The organism is Paenibacillus catalpae, from assembly GCF_900112695.1.
Lineage (GTDB): Bacteria > Bacillota > Bacilli > Paenibacillales > Paenibacillaceae > Pristimantibacillus > Pristimantibacillus catalpae.
On the sequence record NZ_FOMT01000008.1, the window covers coordinates 48,682 to 70,612 of the forward strand.

The 21,931-nt window shown below is 51.4% G+C and carries 21 protein-coding genes; all 21 read left to right on the plus strand.

The annotated features are described in order from the left end of the window. Positions 1–100 precede the first annotated feature (100 nt). The 21 genes from ftsH to greA all read left to right on the plus strand — a co-directional run bounded on the left by ftsH (position 101) and on the right by greA (position 21,787). Complete coding sequence (gene ftsH, locus BM200_RS28325; protein WP_091190574.1) at positions 101–2,113, plus strand: ATP-dependent zinc metalloprotease FtsH; 2,013 nt, start codon at positions 101–103, stop codon at positions 2,111–2,113. A 326-nt stretch (positions 2,114–2,439) separates the two neighbouring features. Beyond that, positions 2,440–3,516 (plus strand): BMP family lipoprotein, encoded by a 1,077-nt coding sequence (locus BM200_RS28330; protein ID WP_091190576.1) that lies wholly within the window; start codon positions 2,440–2,442, stop codon positions 3,514–3,516. Positions 3,517–3,627: 111 nt separating this feature from the next. Next, positions 3,628–5,172 (plus strand): ABC transporter ATP-binding protein, encoded by a 1,545-nt coding sequence (locus tag BM200_RS28335; RefSeq protein ID WP_091190627.1) that lies wholly within the window; start codon positions 3,628–3,630, stop codon positions 5,170–5,172. A gap of 6 nt (positions 5,173–5,178) precedes the next feature. After that, entirely contained in the window at positions 5,179–6,273 is a 1,095-nt protein-coding gene (locus BM200_RS28340) for an ABC transporter permease (RefSeq protein ID WP_091190578.1), read from the plus strand. Then, on the plus strand, positions 6,270–7,232 hold the full coding sequence (locus BM200_RS28345) for an ABC transporter permease (RefSeq protein ID WP_091190581.1): 963 nt from the start codon (positions 6,270–6,272) through the stop codon (positions 7,230–7,232). The genes BM200_RS28340 and BM200_RS28345 overlap by 4 nt, the downstream gene beginning before the upstream one ends. 249 nt (positions 7,233–7,481) lie before the next feature. Beyond that, on the plus strand, positions 7,482–8,420 hold the full coding sequence (gene nadA, locus BM200_RS28350; protein WP_091190584.1) for a quinolinate synthase NadA: 939 nt from the start codon (positions 7,482–7,484) through the stop codon (positions 8,418–8,420). 46 nt (positions 8,421–8,466) lie between these two features. Beyond that, entirely contained in the window at positions 8,467–10,083 is a 1,617-nt protein-coding gene (gene nadB, locus BM200_RS28355; RefSeq protein WP_091190629.1) for an L-aspartate oxidase, read from the plus strand. Beyond that, positions 10,076–10,960 carry a carboxylating nicotinate-nucleotide diphosphorylase gene (gene nadC / locus BM200_RS28360; protein WP_091190586.1) on the plus strand — a complete coding sequence of 295 codons (885 nt, stop codon included), beginning with the start codon at positions 10,076–10,078 and terminating at the stop codon, positions 10,958–10,960. The genes nadB and nadC overlap by 8 nt, the downstream gene beginning before the upstream one ends. Then, entirely contained in the window at positions 10,957–11,727 is a 771-nt protein-coding gene (locus tag BM200_RS28365) for a type III pantothenate kinase (protein ID WP_091190588.1), read from the plus strand. The genes nadC and BM200_RS28365 overlap by 4 nt, the downstream gene beginning before the upstream one ends. Before the next feature lie 3 nt (positions 11,728–11,730). Next, entirely contained in the window at positions 11,731–12,630 is a 900-nt protein-coding gene (gene hslO, locus BM200_RS28370) for an Hsp33 family molecular chaperone HslO (RefSeq protein WP_091190590.1), read from the plus strand. A gap of 19 nt (positions 12,631–12,649) precedes the next feature. Next, on the plus strand, positions 12,650–13,627 hold the full coding sequence (locus BM200_RS28375) for a peptidylprolyl isomerase (RefSeq protein ID WP_091190592.1): 978 nt from the start codon (positions 12,650–12,652) through the stop codon (positions 13,625–13,627). A 158-nt stretch (positions 13,628–13,785) separates the two neighbouring features. Next, positions 13,786–14,724: a cysteine synthase A gene (gene cysK / locus BM200_RS28380; protein ID WP_091190594.1), complete on the plus strand. Its 939-nt coding sequence runs from the start codon at positions 13,786–13,788 to the stop codon at positions 14,722–14,724. Between the two features lie 103 nt (positions 14,725–14,827). Next, the gene (locus tag BM200_RS28385) at positions 14,828–16,393 is read left to right on the plus strand and encodes an anthranilate synthase component I family protein (protein ID WP_091190597.1); all 1,566 of its coding nucleotides are present in this window, start codon (positions 14,828–14,830) and stop codon (positions 16,391–16,393) included. Positions 16,394–16,426: 33 nt separating this feature from the next. Next, positions 16,427–17,008 (plus strand): aminodeoxychorismate/anthranilate synthase component II, encoded by a 582-nt coding sequence (pabA, locus tag BM200_RS28390; RefSeq protein WP_091190599.1) that lies wholly within the window; start codon positions 16,427–16,429, stop codon positions 17,006–17,008. Continuing rightward, positions 17,005–17,886, plus strand: a complete 882-nt coding sequence (gene pabC / locus BM200_RS28395; RefSeq protein ID WP_091190601.1) for an aminodeoxychorismate lyase — start codon at positions 17,005–17,007, stop codon at positions 17,884–17,886. Before pabA ends, pabC begins: the two co-directional genes overlap by 4 nt. Further along, entirely contained in the window at positions 17,883–18,749 is an 867-nt protein-coding gene (gene folP / locus BM200_RS28400) for a dihydropteroate synthase (protein WP_091190603.1), read from the plus strand. The genes pabC and folP overlap by 4 nt, the downstream gene beginning before the upstream one ends. 74 nt (positions 18,750–18,823) lie before the next feature. Then, positions 18,824–19,210, plus strand: coding sequence for a dihydroneopterin aldolase (gene folB / locus BM200_RS28405; protein ID WP_091190606.1), 387 nt, complete (start codon positions 18,824–18,826; stop codon positions 19,208–19,210). Continuing rightward, a complete protein-coding gene (gene folK / locus BM200_RS28410; RefSeq protein ID WP_091190608.1) occupies positions 19,188–19,739 on the plus strand; it encodes a 2-amino-4-hydroxy-6-hydroxymethyldihydropteridine diphosphokinase in 552 nt (183 codons plus the stop codon). The genes folB and folK overlap by 23 nt, the downstream gene beginning before the upstream one ends. Then, entirely contained in the window at positions 19,691–19,900 is a 210-nt protein-coding gene (locus tag BM200_RS28415) for a helix-turn-helix domain-containing protein (protein ID WP_091190610.1), read from the plus strand. The genes folK and BM200_RS28415 overlap by 49 nt, the downstream gene beginning before the upstream one ends. A 129-nt stretch (positions 19,901–20,029) precedes the next feature. Beyond that, positions 20,030–21,046: a tRNA dihydrouridine synthase DusB gene (gene dusB / locus BM200_RS28420; protein ID WP_091190613.1), complete on the plus strand. Its 1,017-nt coding sequence runs from the start codon at positions 20,030–20,032 to the stop codon at positions 21,044–21,046. 264 nt (positions 21,047–21,310) lie between these two features. Continuing rightward, a complete protein-coding gene (greA, locus tag BM200_RS28425; protein ID WP_012772085.1) occupies positions 21,311–21,787 on the plus strand; it encodes a transcription elongation factor GreA in 477 nt (158 codons plus the stop codon). The last annotated feature ends 144 nt before the right edge of the window (positions 21,788–21,931 follow it).

Consider the following 21,931-nt stretch of genomic DNA (forward strand, 5'->3'; position numbering starts at 1 on the left):
TGCGGTTAAACCGGCATGTCTCGCCCTCGCCTTTGGTTCTATTGAGATGGAAAGTCATGCTATGTTAAAATATTAGAAGCGTCTTGAGAGGAGGTAGGGGATGAATCGGATCATCCGTAATACTGGATTTTATTTGATCATCTTTTTAGTAACGGTTGGGATTATTCAGTTTATCAGCAGCCAAAATAATACTACCGTCGGAATTCGTTACGATCAGCTTCGCCAGGCGATCAGTTCCAACAATGTTGAAGAGCTGACCGTGAAGTACGATGGTTATACTTATTTGGTTTCAGGTAAATATAAAGAGCCGCCTGCGGACACCAAAAATGGAGAAAAGAATTTCTCCGCACGGATCGGTCTGGAAGCGGGAGAAGATATTCTCGCTGCAGAAGAGCAATATGGATTTAAACTGAACTATAAGCCTATGGATACACCCAGCATCTGGCTTACGTTCCTTACTTCCATAATTCCTTTTGTGATCATATTTATTTTGTTCTTCTTCCTGATGAATCAAGCCCAGGGCGGCGGCGGCAAAGTGATGAACTTTGGCAAGAGCCGTGCAAGGCTTTACAACGAAGAGAAGAAACGCATCACGTTTGAGGATGTGGCAGGTGCCGACGAAGAGAAGCAAGAGCTTGTCGAAGTTGTCGACTTCCTGAAGGATCCTCGTAAGTTTAACCTGGTAGGCGCGCGTATTCCGAAGGGCGTATTGCTTGTTGGTCCTCCGGGTACGGGTAAAACGCTCCTTGCCCGCGCAGTAGCCGGTGAGGCAGGCGTGCCGTTCTTCAGCATCTCCGGTTCGGACTTCGTGGAAATGTTCGTTGGTGTGGGTGCATCCCGTGTCCGCGACTTGTTCGAGAATGCGAAGAAAAATGCTCCATGTATTATCTTCATTGACGAGATCGATGCGGTTGGCCGTCAGCGCGGCGCCGGACTTGGCGGCGGACATGACGAGCGTGAGCAAACGCTCAACCAGTTGCTCGTTGAAATGGACGGCTTTGGTGCAAATGAAGGCATTATCATCGTCGCTGCGACGAACCGTCCGGATATTCTTGACCCAGCACTTCTTCGTCCGGGACGCTTCGACCGTCAAATTACGGTTGACCGCCCTGACGTAAAAGGACGCGAAGCAGTCCTTAAAGTACATGCCCGCAATAAGCCGCTTAATAAGGATGTTAAGCTGGATGTCATTGCGAAGCGTACGACAGGCTTTACCGGTGCGGATCTGGAGAACCTGCTGAATGAAGCAGCCCTTCTTGCCGCCCGCCGCAACAAGAAAGATATTGCCATGCAAGAGGTTGATGAAGCGATTGACCGCGTTATCGTTGGTACGGAGAAGAAGAGCCGTGTCATCAGCGATCGTGAGAAACGTATCGTCGCATACCACGAAGCAGGCCATACGATTGTCGGCTACTTCCTGGAGCACGCCGACATGGTTCATAAAGTTACAATTATTCCTCGCGGCCGCGCCGGCGGTTACGTCATTATGCTTCCTAAAGAAGACCGCATGCTCGTAACGAAGCAGGAGCTGCTCGATAAAGTAACCGGTTTGCTGGGCGGACGTGTTGCTGAGGAATTGTTTATCGGCGAGATTGGTACTGGCGCATACAGCGACTTCAAGCAGGCAACGGGTATCGTCCGCAGCATGATTATGGAATACGGTATGAGCGAAAAGCTTGGTCCAATGCAGTTCGGCCAATCGCAAGGCCAGGTATTCCTCGGCAGAGATCTTGGTCACGAGCAGAACTACTCGGATAAGATCGCTTATGAGATTGATCAAGAAATGCAAAACTTTGTCAATGATTGCTACAATCGTGCGAAGCAGTTGTTGACGGAGAAGAGCAGAGAAGTACATCTGATCGCTCAAACACTGCTTAAAGAAGAAACGCTTGAGCTTGAGCAAATCAAGAATTTGATTGAATCCGGAGAACTTGCAGGCGGAGATGAGCCTACAGGTGAAGGAAGCGCTGCGGCGGAATCGGCTTCCGAGCCAATCGTGGATACGATTGGCGGCGTGAAAGTCCGCATTCAAACCCGTGATGCAGGCGAGATTACGCCTCCTGAACTGGATGAGCAAAAACCAGACGACGAAGACCCTAACAAAGGATCTTAATCATCGAACAGCTGTCCTATGTTTGCTCAAAAGCAAACGAAGGACAGCTGTTTTTTGTTTTGCGTTCGGGTATTAGGGGTAATAAGAAGCAGAAACATGGGCAATAGGGGAGTAATCATTGCGAATATTCCGAACAAACGCGCACAAATGTTACATAATTAAGGCAGTTGTTTGTGAACATAATTTCTGTGTCAAATTAGTTGACATAATGTGATTGACGGCTGTTAGATTGTAATTATAATTAGGAGAATAGTGGCGGTGGACATCAAGAATAATAAAGATAGTGCAATTGCCCTAAAAAATAAAAAGCAGGGGAGAGAAAAAGAATGAAAAAACAGGTTGGCTTAATGCTTATGATCATCCTGGCGCTGACAGTTGTCTTGTCCGCATGCGGAAGCAAGAGCGATAACGGTGCCAATAACTCTAACACAGGCAGCAACGAAGGTGCTGCATCCCCAGGAAATTCTGAAGCGCCGGCTTCCAAGCTGAAGATCGGAATGGCCACAGACGTGGGCGGCGTTAATGACAAATCCTTTAACCAAAGCGCATGGGAAGCTCTGAAGAAAGTAACAGCTGATACCGGCGCAGAGACTAAATATCTTGAAAGTAAAAGCGATGCGGATATGGAGCCTAACCTGAGGGCGTTCGTATCCGAGAAATACGATCTGACTTGGGGCATTGGTTTCCTCTTTTCGGATGCGATGACTAAGGTAGCCAAGGAAAACCCGGACTCCAAGTTTGGACTAATTGATGCAACGCCAACTGAAGCACTGCCAAATGTTGAATCGGTTGCGTTCGCAGAGAACGAAGGCTCCTACCTCGTAGGCGTGGTTGCTGGTCTGATGACAAAAACAAATAAAATCGGTTTCGTAGGCGGTATGAAGATTCCGGTTATCAAAAAGTTCGAAGCGGGCTTTAAAGCCGGTATCGAAGCTGTTAACCCTGAAGCTGCAAAAGGTTTGAAAATCAACTATGTAGGCGACTTCTCCAAGCCTGACCTTGGAAAGCAAGCGGCTGCAACGATGTATGACGCTGGCGTCGACATCATCTTCCATGCGTCCGGCGCATCCGGTAACGGTGTGTTTAACGAAGCGAAATCCCGTAAAGACGCGGGTAAAGATGTATGGGTAATCGGCGTTGACAAAGACCAATCGCTTGAATTCGGCGATGAAATTACGCTGACTTCGATGATGAAAGGTGTAGAAGCTGCCGTATATAAAGTATCGAAAGATCTGATCGACGGCAACTGGAAAGGCGGTCAAGTCGTTACGCTTGGTTTGAAAGACAATGGCGTAGGCTTGCCTGAGACTTCCACGAAGAACGTACCTGCTGATGTTCTTGCAAAAGTAGAAGAGTACAAACAAAAAATCATCAGCGGCGAGATTACAGTGCCTACTGAATAATTTTCGATCGAGGAAAATTATTTAATGTCGCTGTGTCAAGGCAAGGCCGGCTTGAAGCCGGTCTTGTCCTTTTTTGCCATACAGGTAGAAACCCGGGGGGATGATGAAGGAATGGTCCGGAGCACAACGGCTGTTGAACTGAAAGGGATAACGAAGCGTTTTCCAGGGTTAGTGGCCAATGACAACATCAATTTTGAATTGAAAAAAGGCGAGATTCACGCTCTGCTTGGCGAGAACGGGGCAGGGAAATCTACGTTGATGAATATTCTGTTCGGCTTGTATCAGCCGGAAGAAGGCGAGATTTGGGTTAATGGCAATAAGACCGTAATTGACGGGGCAGGTAAAGCAATTGAACTTGGAATTGGTATGGTCCATCAGCATTTCAAGCTGGTGCAGCCGTTTACGGTTGCAGAAAATATCGTGCTCGGCAACGAGCCATCGAAATTTGGTTTTTTGAAATATAGAAAAGCAAATCAGAAAGTTCGGGATCTGTCCGAACGTTACGGATTGAAAGTAGATCCGCAGATGCGGATTAAAGATATTACGGTTGGCATGCAGCAGCGGGTAGAAATCTTGAAGACCTTGTACCGTGGTGCCGATATTCTGATCTTTGATGAACCTACAGCCGTCCTGACGGTTCAAGAAATTGAAGAGCTTATTGAAATTTTGCGCAACCTGTCGGCAGAGGGGAAATCCATCATACTGATTACCCATAAGCTGAAGGAAGTTATGGCGCTGGCAGATACGGTAACGGTTATCCGCAGAGGGAAGGTTATTCGTACTCTTCCAACTTCGGAAACCAATGAACGGCATTTGGCCGAACTGATGGTCGGCAGAGACGTCACCTTCGAAGTCGAGAAATCGAAACAGGAGCCTGGCGATGTTGTGCTGTCCGTAGATTCCCTGCGGATGAAAGGCGACCAAGGCAGACAGGTGCTTGATGGTATCAGCTTTGATATCCGGGCCGGCGAAATACTTGGCATTGCAGGGGTAGACGGAAACGGTCAAAGCGAGCTCGTCTATGCCATTACGGGTATGCGTGGGGTAAGCGGTGGCAGCGTTCAATTGAATGGCAAGGATATAACGAACCGTACGCCGCGTCAAGTTTCGCTCTCCGGTGTCAGCCATATTCCGGAGGACCGGCATAAGCATGGCCTGGTGCTTGATTTCACGCTGAGCGAGAATATGATTCTCGGCAGTTATTTCGACCCGCAGTTTGGCAAGAACGGCTTTATTGATTTTAAAGCGATGGATTTGCTGGCCAATAAACTTGTTACTGAATTTGATGTCCGCGGCTCCGGTATCCATGCGAAGGCCCGGTCGCTCTCAGGCGGTAACCAGCAGAAGGCGATTATCGCCCGGGAGCTGTGGAAGAACCCGGATCTGCTTATTGCCGTACAGCCGACGCGTGGTCTCGATATTGGCGCGATTGAATATGTACATAAGCGGCTCGTGGAAGCCCGCAATCAAGGCAAAGCGATTCTGCTCATTTCGTTTGAGCTGGATGAGCTGTATTCCTTGTCCGACCGGATTGCGGTTATGTACGAAGGACGTTTAATGGGTGAAGTGGATGCCGATCATCGCGATGATCAGCAGCTTGGACTGATGATGGCGGGCGATGCAGCTGCAGCTGCGTCAGCAGAAGGGAGGGACTAGAACATCATGAATACGATGAGAAAAATATTTGACAAGTCCTCCTTCCTGGTACCGCTTGTCGCGATCGTTCTTGGTCTCTTGTGCGGTGCGCTTGCGATGCTTGCCGGCGGTTACGACCCATGGCTTGCCTACTCTTCCCTCGTGAAGAAGCTGTTTGGCAGCCCTTATGATATGGGTGAAGCGATTCGTGCGATTACGCCTCTTATCTTTACCGGTATTGCTGTAGCCTTTGCTTTCCGTACAGGCCTTTTCAATATCGGTGCAGAAGGCCAGTTTATGATGGGCATGACAGGGGCGACGATTGTCGGGGTAACGCTTGATCTTCCTTGGTACCTTCATGCTCCCCTGGCGATTATCGTAGGCGGTTTGTTTGGCGGCCTGTGGGCGGCGCTCTCCGGCTACCTGAAGGCGGCGCGAGGCGTCAACGAAGTTATCTCCTCGATTATGCTGAACTGGATCGCGCTTTTCCTGTCTAACTATATCGTTGGTACTTATCTCGTTATGGAGGGCCAGCAGAAGTCGAAGCCGATTCATGAATCGGCGCTTGTGTCGATCAAATGGCTGTCCGAAAGTATGGGTAACGCGCGGATGCACTGGGGAACGCTGTTTGCGATTATCGGCCTGATTGTGTTTTATGTCATCCTGTGGCGTACGAAAAAAGGCTACGAGCTCCGCGCGGTCGGTCTCAACCCGAACGCAGCACTTTATGCAGGCATGAACGTTAACCGTACGATTGTTACCTCGATGTTCATCAGCGGGGTGTTCGCCGGTCTTGGCGGCGTGTTCGAGATTCTCGGCGTCTTTGGTTACCAGACGGTTATGGCTGCTTCATGGGGTTACGGATTTGATGGAATCGCGGTTGCTTTGCTTGGCGGTAACACCCCAATCGGAGTATTCCTTGGCGCAGTACTGTTCGGCGGCCTCAGCTACGGCTCAGCCGGTATGAGCTTTGGAGCGAATGTACCGCCTGAGATTGTCCGTATCGTTATCGGTTCAATTATTTTCTTTGTTGCTTCGCATGGACTTGTGAAGTTCTTCCTGAAGCCATTTATGATTCGCCGTTCGAATAAAGGCAAGTCGGAAGGAGGCGGTGCGCGATGAACGCAATCGATACGATTGGTCAATTAATAAGCATTACGCTAGTCTTCTCGACGGCGCTCATCTTCACCGGTCTTGGCGGCCTGTTCTCTGAACGGTCAGGTGTTGTTAATATCGGCCTTGAAGGTCTCATGATTGCCGGCGCGTTTGGGGCTGCCGTATTTGCGGATCAAGCCATCCAGGGTGGAATGACGCGTGGTGCTCCATGGATCGGGCTGATTGCCGGTCTCGTCTTAGGGCTGGTGGTCTCGCTGCTGCATGCTGTAGCAACCATTACGTTCCGTGCGGACCAGACCATTGTTGGGGTTGTTATTAATATCCTGGCAGCCGGTCTAGCTATCTATTTGACGAAGAGCCTGTACGAGGGCTCCGGGCAGACAACAACTCTGGAGTACGTATTTAATCCGGTAGCGATTCCGTGGCTGTCCGATATTCCGTTGCTCGGCAAAGGCATCTTCACTGCTTACCCGACCACTTATATTGTCATTGGGGTCGTTATTCTTAGCTATATTGTGCTCTACCGCACAACCTTTGGTCTTCGCCTCCGCGCGGTGGGCGAGCATCCAAGCTCGGCCGATACGGTCGGCATCAGCGTAACGAAGTACCGTTACATCGGGGTTATGCTGAGTGGCGCATTAGCCGGACTTGGCGGGGCAACCATTGCCCTGACAACAACAAGCAACTTCGCGCACAACACGATTTCCGGGCAAGGCTTTATCGCTATTGCGGCCGTTATTTTCGGCAAGTGGAATCCGCTTGGTGTAGCCGGCGCGGCGATCTTCTTCGGGATGGCACAGGCGCTCCGCAACTGGGCTCAGCTGTTCGAATGGTCGCATCATATTCCGAATGAATTTTTCTATATGCTGCCGTACCTGCTGACACTTATTGTCCTTGCAGGTGCAGTGGGACGTTCGTCGGCGCCAAGCGCGCTTGGCGAGCCGTATGATCCGGCGAAAAGGTAGCCAGGTCCTGCTGAAGCAGCTATTAAAGCCCTCTTCTCCGCCTTATGCAAAATTTGCTGCGGGGAAGAGGTTTTTTTATTATTTAATACATTGACAGCATCCTGTACCTGGAGTAAATTAAACCTTAACAAAAGAATCATAAATAGGCCATTGACTTTGAAATAGTTTGTGCATCAATTCACAAAGTCTGGATAGCCATAATCGGAATGGGACTTATCGCCCATCCCTCATAAGAGGAGAGGATCAACTGTGGAAGCACTGGCGCTGGAACGCAAGGCGGAACAGAATCGTGAACTGCGTGAAAGGCTCATGCAATTGAAGAAGGAACGCAATGCCATCATTCTTGCCCATTATTATCAACGTGATGAAATTCAAGAGGTGGCCGATTTCCGCGGGGACTCTTTCCTGCTCGCGCAGAAGGCTGCACAAACTGACGCTGACGTTATTGTTTTTTGCGGCGTTCATTTTATGGGAGAAAGCGCGAAAATTCTTGCTCCTAACAAAACCGTAATCATTCCCGACGAACGTGCCGGCTGTCCGATGGCCGACATGGTTAACGTGGACGGTCTGCGCAAGCTGAAAGCGCAGCACCCGAATGCGACAGTCGTTACGTATATCAACTCTTCCGCAGAGATTAAGGCGGAGACGGATATTTGCTGTACGTCGGCCAATGCCGTTAAAGTCGTAAATTCGGTTGAAGGCGATGAAGTCATCTGGGTGCCGGACAAAAACCTCGGTCACTATGTGCAGCAAAATACCGACAAGAAGATGATTATCTGGGAAGGCTACTGCAACACGCATGATATGCTTACTGTGAAAGACGTTGAGGAGATGAAGGCGAAATATCCGAACGCCCAGTTTGTTGTGCATCCGGAATGCCGCCCTGAAGTCGTAGAGCTTGGAGATTTTGTCGGCAGTACAACGGCCATTATTAAATATTGCAAAGAATCGGATTGTAAGGAGTTTATCGTAGGTACGGAAGACGGTACCGGTTACCAGCTTCGTCTGGACAGCCCGGACAAAACATTCCATTTTGCATCCAAATATCTGGTTTGCCCGAATATGAAAGTGAACAACTTGAAGAAGCTGGTGAAATGCCTAGAAACCATGCAGCCTCAAATCTACGTTCCAGATCATGTTGCGGATCAGGCCCGTAAGTCCCTGGAGCGCATGTTACTCGTTAAATAGGAGGAGCATGCGCTACTCCTATGCTTGGAGGCGCATTACGAAGATGATGATACCAAGATACCTTGTAGATCTGTCGATTGAGGACTTGCCGGTAATCGAGAAGGACGTTATTGTGATCGGGGCCGGCATCGCCGGTCTTTTTACCGCACTTCGGGCAAGCGAGAATAACCATTCGGTCTTAATGATTACGAAGAAATCACTGCTCGACAGCAATACCCGTTATGCCCAGGGCGGCATTGCCGCGGTTATCTCGGAAGAGGATTCGCCGGCCTATCACCGCGAGGATACGCTTATTGCAGGGGCGGGGCTCTGCTCGGAGGACGCTGTTAATGTACTTGTTCATGAAGGTCCCGAAGGCGTCAGCAATCTCATCAGCATGGGAACGCAGTTCGATCTGGAGAATGGCGAGTTTGCATTAACCAAGGAAGGGGCGCACAGTCAGCGCCGTATTCTTCATGCCAATGGTGATGCGACTGGTTATGAGATTGTGCGCGCCTTATCGGAAAAGGCAACGTCGGATCCGGGCATTGACGTATGGGATGACCATTTTGTCATTGACCTTGTCACGCAAGACGGCGAATGCTGCGGGGCGATTGTGCAGAAGCCTGACGGACATCGTTTGTATGTACGCGGTAAAGCAACGATCCTATGCTCCGGCGGGACGGGCCAATTGTACCGTTATACGACAAATCCGGATGTAGCGACAGGTGACGGTGTTGCCATGGCTTACCGGGCGGGTGCTCTTATTCAGGATATGGAGTTTGTTCAATTTCATCCGACTTCGCTTTGTTATCCGGGAGCGCCGCGCTTTCTGATCTCGGAGGCCGTTCGAGGAGAAGGCGCAGTCCTGCGCAACATCCGCGGCGATCGTTTTATGGAACGCTACCATCCTCAGCTGGAGCTGGCACCGCGTGATGTGGTTGCGCGCGCGATTATCAGTGAGATGGAAGAGACGAAGTCGACATTTGTCTATCTCGATGTTACTCATGAATCGCCGGATATGGTAAAGCATCGTTTTCCGAATATTTATGAATTCTGCCTCCAGTATGGACTGGATCTGACTACCGACTGGATTCCGGTGGCGCCGGCTGCCCATTATATGATGGGTGGAGTCAAAACCGATCTAAACGGGGAAACCAATATAAGAAGACTGTTCGCATGCGGAGAAGTATCGTCTACGGGTGTTCATGGCGCGAACCGCCTTGCCAGCAATTCGCTGTCGGAAGCGATTGTGTTCGGCAAACGGATTGTAGACAGCATTATTAAGCTGCCTGAGCTGGAGACGAAGCCGGTGATCGAGATTGATCATCCTCGCATGAGCACGCCTATGCAGGCCGTAGTAGAGAAGCGGCTGAAGCTGCAGAAGGTAATGGTACGGTATGCGGGTCTTCGCCGTAATGCCCAAGGGCTTGGGAGAGGACTGGAGGAGTTGAAACGGCAGCTGCCGTTCTTCCAATCCGTTCTGACCAAACGGGAGGAATACGAGTTCGCGAACCTGCTGACCTGCGCCATTCTGACAACGGAATCCGCGCTGCAGCGGGAAGAAAGCCGCGGCGGGCATTTCCGGGATGATTTCCCGGAGAAGAATGATGCGGTATGGCGCAAGCATACCGTTCTGCACCGGCTGCAAGGAATGACGGAGGAGCGAATTATTCATGTTTGATACAACGTTCGGCACCTATAACCATGCCCTGCGCGAGCTGATCCGCAGCTGGCTGGCTGAAGATATCGGCAGCGGGGATATTACGACCGCTACAACGATTCCAATGGGCTCGCAATCGACGGCAGTGATCCATGTGAAGGAGAGCGGTATTATTGCCGGTCTCCCGGTTGCCCGTCTCGTATTTGAAGTGGTCGATGCAACGCTTCAATTCGAAGCGAAAGTAAGCGACGGCCAATATGTGGAGAAGGGTACGGTTATTGCAACAGTGGAAGGCAGTACCCATAGCCTGCTTACGGGTGAGCGTCTCGCGCTTAACCTGATGCAGCGGCTCTCCGGCATTGCAACAAAGACAAATGCTTTTGTAGCGGCGCTGGAAGGCTTGCCCGTCCGGTTGGTAGATACGCGTAAAACAACACCGGGCCACCGGATGCTCGAGAAGTATGCCGTCCGGGTTGGCGGCGGTTCTAATCACCGCTTTGGTTTATATGATGCTGTTATGATCAAAGATAATCATATCAAGGGTGCGGGCGGGATCCGCCAGGCTGTTGAGGCATCACGTGCCGCGATTCCTCATACGATGAAGATTGAGGTAGAAGCGGAATCCCTTGAGCAGGTACAGGAAGCGCTGGCATGCGGCGCGGATATTATTATGCTTGATAATATGGCGCCGCCGCTTATGACGGAGGCCGTTGGCCTAATCAAATCGCGCTCGCCGCATGTTATTGTAGAAGCATCGGGCAATGTGCGTCTGGATACGGTGAGAACCATTGCAGCATGCGGCGTAGATGTCATTTCCGTCGGCGGCCTGACGTACTCGTTTAATGCGCTTGATATCAGCCTTGATTTAAATGCGAAAAAAGGAGGCGCTCCTGCGTGATTTTAGTTATCGATGTGGGCAACACAAACATCGTTCTGGGCGTCTATAACGGCAAGGATCTGCTGCACCATTGGCGGCTTAGCACGAACCGCTCGGCAACCGTTGATGAATACGGCATGAACATTCATAATCTGTTCCATTACGCGGGTATCCGGATGGAGCAGATCGAAGGCGTTATTATTTCTTCGGTTGTTCCGCCGCTTATGCGGGCGCTCGAACAGCTTTGTATGAAATATTTGCGCAAGACGCCGCTCGTTGTTGGCCCCGGCATTAAGACGGGTCTCAATATCCGTTATGAGAATCCGCGTGAGGTCGGAGCAGACCGGATCGTGAACTCGGTTGCGGGAATCGTCAAATACGGCGCGCCGCTTATTGTTGTTGATTTTGGCACGGCTACAACCTTTGATTATATCGATGCTTCTGGCAGCTACCTGGGCGGAGCGATCGTTCCGGGTATCGGCATCTCGACAGAAGCGCTTTATCAGCGCGCGGCGAAGCTGCCGCGTATTGAACTGGTCAAGCCGAAGAGCGTTATTGGCCGTAACCCGGTAACTTCGATGCAGGCAGGCATTATCTACGGATATGCCGGACAAGTAGACGGAATCGTTAACCGGATTAGAAAAGAGTTTCAGGTCAGCCCGCGTGTTGTTGCTACCGGCGGACTGGCGGAGTTAATTAGTACGGAATCGGAAACGATAGAAGAAGTCGATCCACTTCTGACGTTGGAAGGATTGCGCATTATTTACGAACGGAATCAGGAGGGATAGCATATGGAGCAGTTACCAGATGTACTCGTTAGGGGTACGGCGTGGGGAGGTAAGATTCGCGTATTTGCAGCCCGCACCACGCAGCTCGTAAATGAACTGCAGCGGCGGCATCAGACGTTGCCGACCGCAACAGCAGCCTTCGGGCGCACGGCCACAGCCGCTGCAATTATGGGAGCGATGCTGAAGGGCGAGGAGCAGCTGACGGTTAAAGTAAAAGGCGACGGGCCTATCGGACAAATCGTTGTTGATGCGAATGCACACGGGGAAGTGCGAGGTTATGTCGATAACCCGGACGTGCTGCTTCCAAGCAATGAGCACGGCAAGATCGACGTTGCCGGCGGAGTAGGGCGTAACGGTTATCTTCATATTATTAAGGATCTTGGTCTTAAAGACCCTTACCTCGGCAGCGTTCCGATTATCTCGGGCGAGCTGGGAGAGGATTTCACTTATTATTTTGCCGTGTCGGAGCAGACTCCTTCCGCCGTTGGTCTTGGCGTACTTGTTGAGCCCGATGCGACCGTCACCCATTCCGGCGGCTTTATTATTCAGCTCCTGCCGGGCCTCACTGACGAGGAGATTACCCGTCTCGAACAGGCAGTCGGGTCAATCCCGCACGTGACGCAGCTGCTGGAGCAGGGCGAAACACCGGAAGGCATTCTGCGCCGGCTGGTAGGCGATGATCTGCATATTTATGATTCGCTGGACCTGAAGTTTCATTGCAAATGCTCGAAGGATCGCGTGGAGCAGACGTTGATCAGCCTTGGCGTATCCGAGCTGGAGCAGATTATTGAGGAAGACGGCAAGGCAGAGGTCGTCTGCCATTATTGCAATGAGGCTTATACGTTTGACCGGGAGCAGCTGCAAGAGCTGATTGACCAGGCGAAGCCAAATCTTGTGCAATAACGCCGGGGGCATTGGGGAAATGAAGAAATACGGGGTAGTAAAAGCAGTTGTTGTTCTTCAAGCGATCTGTATGATCGTTCTTAGCGTGGCGGTTATCGTGAAGCTGTCTCCGTTCTCGGATGATCCCGAGCAGCATGATCCCGATTCGGAGACCAAAGCACAAGCCGGCGATACGCCGGGCAGTGAATCCGACTCCATTCGAAGCGAGGGAATCGCGGCTATGGTTGGCGGCGTTCCGATCACGTCGACTGAGCTGGCAGACCAACTAAAGCGGCAGTATGGCGATAATGTGCTGCGCATGTTGATGGTTCACAAGGCGATCGATCTGGAAGCGAAGGCTCAGCAGCTTAGTTTGTCCTCCGAGGAGGAGGACAGGGAGCTTGCCGCTATGATGGAAGGATACGATAGCGAAGACGTTTTCTACGAAGTCATGAAAGATCAGCTTGGCATGACAAAAAGTGATATAGAGGAAGATGTGAAGTACCGCCTGCTGCTTGAGAAGATTGCTATCCTTACCGTGGAACTATCCGAAGTGGAGATACAGAATTACATAACGGCGCATCCGGAGCAGTTTGCGGACAGACTTAGGCTTCATCTGCAGTGGATTGTCACAGACTCGGAAGAGGAAGCAGGCGAAGTACTCGATCGGTTGGCGGATGGGGATTCATTCGAAGAGCTCGCGCTTGTTTATTCGAAGGATGCGAATACAGCGGAGTCGGGCGGCGACCTTGGATTAATTGACTCGGATGATCCTTTCTATGATGCCGGCATGCTGGAGGAAGCGAGCAGGTTGCAGACCGGCGAGACAACCGGCCCCGTTGAGGTTCCGGAAGGCTATGCCGTTATCCGTCTGATCGAGCGGCAGAAGACAGAGGGCCTGACCGGTCATGTTCTCTACGATAACGCACGCAAGGAGTTAGCACTCTCCAAAGCGAAGCCGCTTAATGAGATCGAGGATGATTTGCTCGAGAAATACAACGCGGAAATTACCCCTTAGAGCACTTATATAATCATCTTGAAGCCGCCGTCAGGCGGCTTCTCCCTTTTCCTGTACGTTCAAGAAAGAAACTATTGACAACGGATATAAGAGATTGATAAGATGTTATTAGTGAAAAACCAACTAAATTAGTCGGAATAAGGGAGGCAATTATTCTCATGGCTAGAATCGTTAACAGCGTAACTGAACTTATTGGTGATACACCGCTTGTCCGTCTGAACCGCCTTGTACCGGAAGACAGCGCGGAAATCTATGTAAAACTCGAGTATCAGAACCCGGGTGCAAGCGTTAAAGACCGTATCGCGATCAGCATGATCGAAGTTGCGGAGCAAGAAGGCAGCCTGAAACCAGGCGATACAATCGTTGAGCCTACAAGCGGCAACACGGGCATCGGTCTTGCGATGGTAGCTGCAGCAAAAGGCTACAAAGCCATCCTGGTTATGCCTGAAACAATGAGTATTGAGCGCCGCAACCTGCTTCGCGCTTATGGTGCTGAGCTTGTTCTGACACCGGGCTCGGAAGGTATGAACGGTGCCGTTCGCAAAGCGGAAGAGCTGGCGAAAGAAAATCCGTCCTACTTCATCCCGCAACAATTCAAAAACCAGGCAAACGTGAAAGTACACCGCGAAACAACAGGTCCGGAAATCGTGGAAGCGATCAACTCGCTTGACGGCAAGCTGGATGCTTTTATTGCCGGTATCGGTACAGGCGGTACAATCTCGGGTACAGGCGAAGTGTTGAAACAGAACTTCGAAGGTATCAAGATCTATGCGGTTGAGCCTGCGGCGTCCCCGATCCTCTCGGGCGGCAACCCGGGTCCTCACAAAATCCAAGGTATCGGCGCCAACTTCGTGCCGGATATCCTGAACCGAGAGATCTACGACGGCGTAATTACCGTTGAGAACGAAGAAGCATTCGAATATGCACGCCGTGCTGCGAAAGAAGAAGGTCTCCTGGTCGGTATTTCTTCCGGCGCTGCGATCTTTGCTGCTTTGAAAGTAGCGAAAGAGCTCGGCAAAGGCAAACGCGTCATTGCCGTTGTTCCATCGAACGGCGAACGTTACCTGTCTACGCCTCTGTTCAATTTCGAGAACTAATTGTCTCCTATAAGTGCTCCCATTCCTTGGAATGGGGGCTTTTTGACGTTTGCGGGGGCTTTTTGTATACTTAGCAAATCATACCTGATCGGAGGAAATCGACATGTTCACCGCACATGGGCAGTGGGTCTTATGGCAGGCAGAGCGCAAATATACAACCTTGCCGCTGCTGAAGCGTATTCCGCTTGGTACAGTTTCGGTTGATTCGTGGGAGTCGGCCTGGAGCGCGGCTTCACCGCATGCATTCGTACTGGAGAGCGGCAAGGACGGACGTTATACCTATCTGGGCCTTCATCCGGAAGGCGTTATCCGGGGAAAAGGGCAACACGCCGATTCAACGGATTGGGATCTTCGGGGCAGCGTTTTGTCGGAACAAAGCTGGGAAGGGAAGCCGCTTGAGATTGTAAGGCGCTGGATGGAGCCGTACCGTTCTCCAAAGCTTGCGGAAGGACCTAAATGGACCGGAGGCTGCGTAGGCTTCTGGAGCTACGATGTAATCCGGTCCATAGAGCGTCTGCCGGAGCTTGCGGCGGATGATACAGGACTGCCGGATTACTTGTTCCTGCGGATGAACCGGATCTGGATTGTCGATCAGCAGGAGAAAATGTTGTACTGTGCCGTCCATACGTCGGTTACCGGAGAAGAGAACGAAGAACAGCTGCAGGCCAGATATGAGGCAGCGAAAGCACAGGCCGATGAGATGGCGGCGTTTTGGCAGCAACATATTCAGCTTCAGGATAACGAGGCCGCTGCCGTTCGCGAGGAACGCAGACGTTTTACGGAGAGCGACAGTCTTCATATTGATGTCGAGTCGGTAGAAGGGATTACATCACCATTCCGTAAAGAAGCGTTTATGGATGCTGTTCGCCGAATCCAGCAGTATATCAGCCAGGGCGACGTGTTCCAGGTGAACCTGTCGCAGCGGCAAAGCCGGAAGGTCAGCTCTTCACCGGAGGAGTTGTACGAATGGCTGCGTATTTTTAACCCGTCGCCTTATATGGGCTTTCTCCGCTGTCCGGACTTTCAGCTCGTCTCGGCTTCACCGGAACTACTGGTTGAGCAGAATGGCGACAAGCTGGCGACCCGTCCGATTGCGGGCACGCGCCGCAGGGGCAGATCAGAGGCAGAGGACCGCGAGATGGCGGAGGAGCTCCGCTCAAGCGAGAAGGAGCGGGCCGAGCATATTATGCTTGTTGATCTGGAGCGCAATGATCTGGGACGTATATCGGAGTTTGGCACGGTAAAAGTGGAAGAGCTGATGGTGATTGAATACTATTCCCATGTCATGCACCTTGTCTCGCAGGTAGATGGGCGATTGGCGGAAGGCAAAGATGCTTTTGATGTCATCGCGGCGACTTTCCCGGGCGGAACGATAACGGGTGCGCCAAAGGTTCGCACGATGGAGATCATCGAGGAGCTTGAGCCGGTACGGCGCGGCCCCTATACGGGTTCACTCGGATGGATTGACTATAACGGCGATATGGAATTTAATATAATAATAAGAACGATGGCGGTCAAAGACGGTATCGTACATATTCAGGCCGGAGCGGGAATTGTTATTGATTCCGAGCCGGAGCGGGAATATTACGAATCGTTAAATAAAGCGAAGGCACTATGGAAGGCCATTCAGTACAGTGAACGGTTTGCGGAGCGGACGAGCCTGACATAGTGCGGGGCGATACACAAAGGGGGAGCAGGAGCGATGATTCTAGTAATTGATAATTATGATTCGTTTACGTACAACTTGGTGCAGTATTTAGGTGAACTGGGCGAAGAGGTTGTCGTGAAACGGAATGACGAGATTGATCTTGCCGGTATTGAAGCACTGAAGCCTGACCATATCCTGATCTCGCCTGGACCTTGCTCTCCGAATGAAGCGGGCATCAGTCTGTCGGTTATCGAGCATTTCAAAGGCGTTATTCCGATCTTTGGCGTATGCCTGGGCCATCAGTCGATCGGACAAGCGTTTGGCGGAGACGTGGTGCGCGCGGAGAAGCTGATGCACGGCAAAACCTCTGAAATTCTGCATGACGGAAAAACAATCTTTGAAGGGATCCCTTCTCCTTATACGGCTACCCGTTACCACTCTCTCATTGTGAAGCGCGAGACGCTACCGGATTGTCTCGAGATTAGTGCGGAAACGGCAGAAGGCGAAATAATGGGACTGCGCCACAAGGAATACCCGATCGAAGGCGTGCAGTTCCATCCTGAATCGATTATCACGCAGCATGGACATGCGATGCTGCGCAATTTCTTGAAGCACCGGACGGGCGCGGCGCGATGAAAATCGGGCTCAACGGTACGGTAATGGAATCTGGTGAAGCTGTGATCTCAGTTTATGATCACGGCTTTTTGTACGGAATGGGGTTGTTTGAGACATTCCGTACTTACGGCGGCAGGCCGTATTTGCTGGAGCGGCATATGCAGCGGCTTATGGAGGGCTGCGAAACGATCGGCATCCGGTATAAACCGGATTTGGATGCGCTGGAGAAGATGATTGGATTACTGCTGGAGGAGAATGGGCTGAAGGAAGGTTATATCCGTCTGACCGTTACTGCAGGTATTGGAGAGCTGGGACTTCCGTCCGGAGATTATGAGCAGCCAACGGAGTTTATACTGGTTAAGGCGCTTCCGCCTCATCATGAGCAGCTGTATAGCGAAGGCAAGGAATTATGTCTGCTCAAGACCGTAAGGAACACTCCGGAAGGAGTCGTTCGATTAAAATCACTCCATTATATGAACAATATAATTGCAAAGCGGGAATTGCTGGCAAGCGGTGCGTCCGCCTCGGCTGAAGGACTGATGCTCAGCCATGAGGGTCTTATCGCGGAAGGCATTGTGAGCAATGTGTTTTTTGTGCAGGATGGCATTCTCTATACCCCGTCAACCGACATCGGCATCCTGCCGGGTATTACAAGGCAGCGGGTTATCGAGTTGGCACGCGGGCTGGGTTATACCGTACGGGAGGGTCACTATTTGTTTGGGGAGCTTCTTGCTGCTGAGGAGGCATGGCTGACCACTTCTATTCAGGAGCTCGTGCCGGTAACGCGTATAACCGATGATGCAGGCAGCACTACGTTAGTTGGCTCCGGATCGGCAGGACCTGTGCTGCGTGAGCTGCTGCTCGCTTACCGCAAAGATACGGAGGTACAACAACGATGAGCGAACAGGAATTGCAAGGCTATAAGCCGACCTTTTGGAACAGAAGCTATGAGCTTGGCGGCGGTATCAAGCTGGAGCTTGGGAAGAGAACGCTGATCATGGGCATTCTGAATGCCACGCCGGACTCTTTCTCCGATGGCGGACGGTATAACCATGCGGAGGCTGCTGCCGAGCGTGCAGCCGCTATGGTAAAGGAAGGCGTCGATATTATCGATATCGGCGCAGAATCGACGCGTCCCGGCTTTGAGCCGGTCAGCGTTGACGAAGAGCTCCGCCGTCTGCTGCCTGTCATTCAGGCGGTACGCGAGGCGGCGCCCCACGTGCCGATCTCCATCGACACGTATAAGGCCGAGACCGCGCGCCAGGCGCTGGAAGCGGGCGCGCATATTATCAATGACATCTGGGGTCTGAAGTATGACCCCTTTATGGCGGCCGTTGCGGCCGAATATGGCTGTCCCGTCATTATCAGCCACAATCGCCCTGCCCGGGACTACGGCGACCTTGTCCCGGACGTGCTCGCCGACCTGCAGGCGAGCGTAGCGATCGCGCTTCAGGCTGGCGTGGAAACGAGCCAGATCTGGCTCGACCCGGGTCTTGGCTTCGCCAAGGACCATGACGACAACCTTGAATTCATGGGCCGGTTGTCGGAGCTGACAGCGCTTGGTTACCCGGTACTGCTTGGCACCTCGCGCAAGCGGTTCATCCGGCAGACGCTGGACCTGCCGGTTGATGATCTTGCAGAAGGCACGGCAGCGACAACGGCGCTTGGCATTGCCCAAGGCTGCCAGATCGTACGCGTGCATGATGTACGGGCCAACAAGCGGACGGCGATGATGACCGATGCAATTATGTACCGCAAATAACGACGGTTAGACGCGAAAGTTGTAATACAGTACCCTTAACCGCCGTTCGAATAGAAAGCGAGGAAGTTAACGTCATGGACAGTATGATTATGAAAGGCATGCAATTTTACGGCTATCACGGTGTTTTTCCGGAAGAGAACCGGCTTGGACAGAAGTTTATTGTGGATCTTGACCTGAAGCTTGATCTGGAAAAAGCAGCATTAACGGATGACCTCGAAGCAACTATTAATTATGCTGAGCTGTACAGTGAGATCAAATCCGTTGTTCAGGGAGAGCCTTACAAATTAATCGAAGCTTTAGCCGGCGGCATTGCAACGCGGGTTTTGGAAGCTTATACTATGATAAATGAATTGACGGTTCGCGTAACAAAGCCAAATCCGCCGTTCGAGATTCATTTCGACGGGGTTACGATTGAGCTCCGCCGCAAGCGGGACGGGAATGGGCGTGTTGTCCGTGCCTAACACCATGTCGCAGGCGTATATTGCTATTGGCTCCAATCTTGGCGACCGCGAGGGGCTGCTCCGGCAGGCGGTAGAACGCCTACGCCGGCAGCCTGACGTTCATATCTTGCGGGTATCCGGCGTATATGAGACGGACCCTGTCGGGTATACGGATCAGCCGGCTTTTCTGAATATGGCGATAGCTGTTGAGACTGCTCTTACACCGATTGAGCTTCTCCACGCTTTATTTGAAGTGGAGCAGCATCTTGGCCGTGTTAGAGACATACGCTGGGGACCGCGCACCATAGATCTAGATCTGCTGTTATATGGAGATGTCACGATGGATGATGAGGAGCTGACGCTGCCTCACCCTCGTATGATGGAACGGGCTTTCGTGCTTGTTCCGCTGCGGGACGTCATCGATTCGTCGCATCCTCTGCAGGACATGGTTTCGGCCACTGCAGCAGCGGCGCTTCAGGATGGAAAGGAAGGCATCACGTTATGGAAAATCACCAATTGGCTCAGCGAGTTCGGGCATTCCGGAAGCTGAAGGGCTACACCCAGCAGGAGCTGGCGAAGGTACTGGGCGTATCTGTCGCGGTCCTTGGATCGCTGGAGCGGGGAACACGTAAGCCAGATGCCCGGCTCATGACAAATATTGCAAATACTCTTGGCATTAGCTATGAAGAATTAATGGATACGGAATCATAACGTACCTTTCATATGACGCACGAGAACTTCATTGCCGAATAGGGACATGCTTGCGAAGTATGAATCACACAACTGTCCTGAGTCTGGCCATTTAGTTGGCAATTCATTTTAAGAAGGAGGAGAAGCAGCATGCTTAAAATCGGAGACATCGAGATGAAAAATAAAGTCGTGCTCGCTCCGATGGCCGGCGTTTGCAACCCGGCTTTCCGACTGATTGCCAAAGAATTCGGAACCGGTCTTGTATGCGCGGAAATGGTCAGCGACAAAGCGATCCTGCACGGCAACAAGCGCACGATGGAAATGCTGTTTGTAGATGAGCGCGAGAAGCCGCTTAGTCTGCAAATATTCGGCGGAGACCGCGAGTCGCTCGTTGAAGCGGCGAAGGTTGTTGACCAACAGACCAATGCCGATATTATTGACATTAATATGGGATGCCCGGTACCTAAAGTAACGAAATGTGATGCAGGTGCCCGCTGGCTGCTTGACCCGAACAAAATTTACGAAATGGTGTCGGCGGTTACGGCCGCTGTCAGCAAGCCGGTTACCGTGAAGATGCGGATCGGTTGGGACGATGAGCATATCTATGCTGTCGATAATGCGAAAGCTGTCGAAAGTGCAGGAGGGAAAGCGGTCAGCGTGCATGGACGCACGCGCGAGCAGCTGTACACCGGCAAAGCGAACTGGGATATAATCCGTGATGTGAAGCAGGCCGTTTCGATCCCGGTAATCGGCAACGGCGACGTCTTCTCGCCGGAGGATGCCCGCCGCCTTCTCGACCACACAGGCTGTGACGGGGTTATGATCGGGCGCGGAGCGCTCGGCAACCCTTGGATGCTGTACCGCACGATTCAATACTTGGAGTCAGGTGAGCTGATGCCGGATCCGCTTCCGCGTGAGAAGCTGGAAGTCGCGATTCTGCATATGGACCGTCTTGTTGCTCTGAGAGGCGAAGCGACTGCTGTACGCGAAATGCGCAAGCATATGGCATGGTACCTGAAAGGACTTCCAGGCGCGGCACGCGTGAAGGATGTCATTATGGAGGAAACCAGCCGCGACCGGCTTGTCGAAGTTTTGGAGCAATACATTGCTTCCTTGGACGAAGAGGCAATGGCTTCAATGGCCAGCGGTACCAAAGCCGCTCATTAAGAGAGGGGGAGGATCATCGGCAGCTTAAGCCGATGGTCCTCTTCGCCTAATCTCTTGTAAAGCGGTTACAGCGGCATATTTGGCTTTGATTGACATTCGGGGTGCACTTGAAATATAATCTTGCAATATACATCAACGACATCGTCGTTTCCGCTCTGGCTGCCCCGCAACTTGGCATGAGGAACGGGGAATGCAATATATTAAATAACAGTGAAATTCATACAACCGTATGAATAATATGTCACACGACAGGAGAATCGGAAGATGAGCGATAAGGAAATCATTCTGACTCAGGACGGTTTAAAGAAACTTGAAGAGGAACTCGAAAACCTCAAGTCGGTCAAACGTCGTGAAGTAGCGGAACGGATTAAAGTAGCAATTGGTTATGGTGATATCAGCGAGAACTCGGAATACGAGGATGCCAAGAATGAGCAGGCTTTTATTGAGGGACGCATCATTACGCTTGAGAAAATGCTCCGCAATGCGCGGATTATTAATAATGATGAGATCGATACCGATACGGTAAGTATTGGATCGGTTGTAACGGTGGAAGATTTGGAATTCGGTGATACAATGGAATATGCAATCGTAGGATCAGCCGAATCCGACCCTCTTCGCAACAAAATCTCTAATGAGAGCCCTGTAGGCAAGGCGATACTGGGTAAGAAGAGAGGTACCGTTGTGGACGTTAGCGTTCCTGCCGGCATCATTCAATATAAAATCGTCGATATTAAAAAATAAGGTCTGCACTGCCATTCGCGCATATTTTTCGAAAGCTTCCTTATCGGAAGCTTTTTGAACGTTAAATATAAGAAAGTATAAGTTTTTTCTATACTATACTTATATTTCACTCGCGAAACGTCTGCTGCCCCTCCAAGGGAAGGT

Bases quoted from the DNA above. Each gene is read 5' to 3' on its own strand.
- ftsH (WP_091190574.1), top strand. From the start codon at position 101: ATGAATCGGATCATCCGTAATACTGGATTTTATTTGATCATCTTTTTA.
- BM200_RS28330 (WP_091190576.1), top strand. From the start codon at position 2,440: ATGAAAAAACAGGTTGGCTTAATGCTTATGATCATCCTGGCGCTGACA.
- BM200_RS28335 (WP_091190627.1), top strand. From the start codon at position 3,628: ATGGTCCGGAGCACAACGGCTGTTGAACTGAAAGGGATAACGAAGCGT.
- BM200_RS28340 (WP_091190578.1), top strand. From the start codon at position 5,179: ATGAATACGATGAGAAAAATATTTGACAAGTCCTCCTTCCTGGTACCG.
- BM200_RS28345 (WP_091190581.1), top strand. From the start codon at position 6,270: ATGAACGCAATCGATACGATTGGTCAATTAATAAGCATTACGCTAGTC.
- nadB (WP_091190629.1), top strand. From the start codon at position 8,467: ATGATACCAAGATACCTTGTAGATCTGTCGATTGAGGACTTGCCGGTA.
- nadC (WP_091190586.1), top strand. From the start codon at position 10,076: ATGTTTGATACAACGTTCGGCACCTATAACCATGCCCTGCGCGAGCTG.
- hslO (WP_091190590.1), top strand. From the start codon at position 11,731: ATGGAGCAGTTACCAGATGTACTCGTTAGGGGTACGGCGTGGGGAGGT.
- BM200_RS28375 (WP_091190592.1), top strand. From the start codon at position 12,650: ATGAAGAAATACGGGGTAGTAAAAGCAGTTGTTGTTCTTCAAGCGATC.
- cysK (WP_091190594.1), top strand. From the start codon at position 13,786: ATGGCTAGAATCGTTAACAGCGTAACTGAACTTATTGGTGATACACCG.
- BM200_RS28385 (WP_091190597.1), top strand. From the start codon at position 14,828: ATGTTCACCGCACATGGGCAGTGGGTCTTATGGCAGGCAGAGCGCAAA.
- pabA (WP_091190599.1), top strand. From the start codon at position 16,427: ATGATTCTAGTAATTGATAATTATGATTCGTTTACGTACAACTTGGTG.
- pabC (WP_091190601.1), top strand. From the start codon at position 17,005: ATGAAAATCGGGCTCAACGGTACGGTAATGGAATCTGGTGAAGCTGTG.
- folP (WP_091190603.1), top strand. From the start codon at position 17,883: ATGAGCGAACAGGAATTGCAAGGCTATAAGCCGACCTTTTGGAACAGA.
- folB (WP_091190606.1), top strand. From the start codon at position 18,824: ATGGACAGTATGATTATGAAAGGCATGCAATTTTACGGCTATCACGGT.
- folK (WP_091190608.1), top strand. From the start codon at position 19,188: ATGGGCGTGTTGTCCGTGCCTAACACCATGTCGCAGGCGTATATTGCT.
- BM200_RS28415 (WP_091190610.1), top strand. From the start codon at position 19,691: ATGGAAAATCACCAATTGGCTCAGCGAGTTCGGGCATTCCGGAAGCTG.
- dusB (WP_091190613.1), top strand. From the start codon at position 20,030: ATGCTTAAAATCGGAGACATCGAGATGAAAAATAAAGTCGTGCTCGCT.
- greA (WP_012772085.1), top strand. From the start codon at position 21,311: ATGAGCGATAAGGAAATCATTCTGACTCAGGACGGTTTAAAGAAACTT.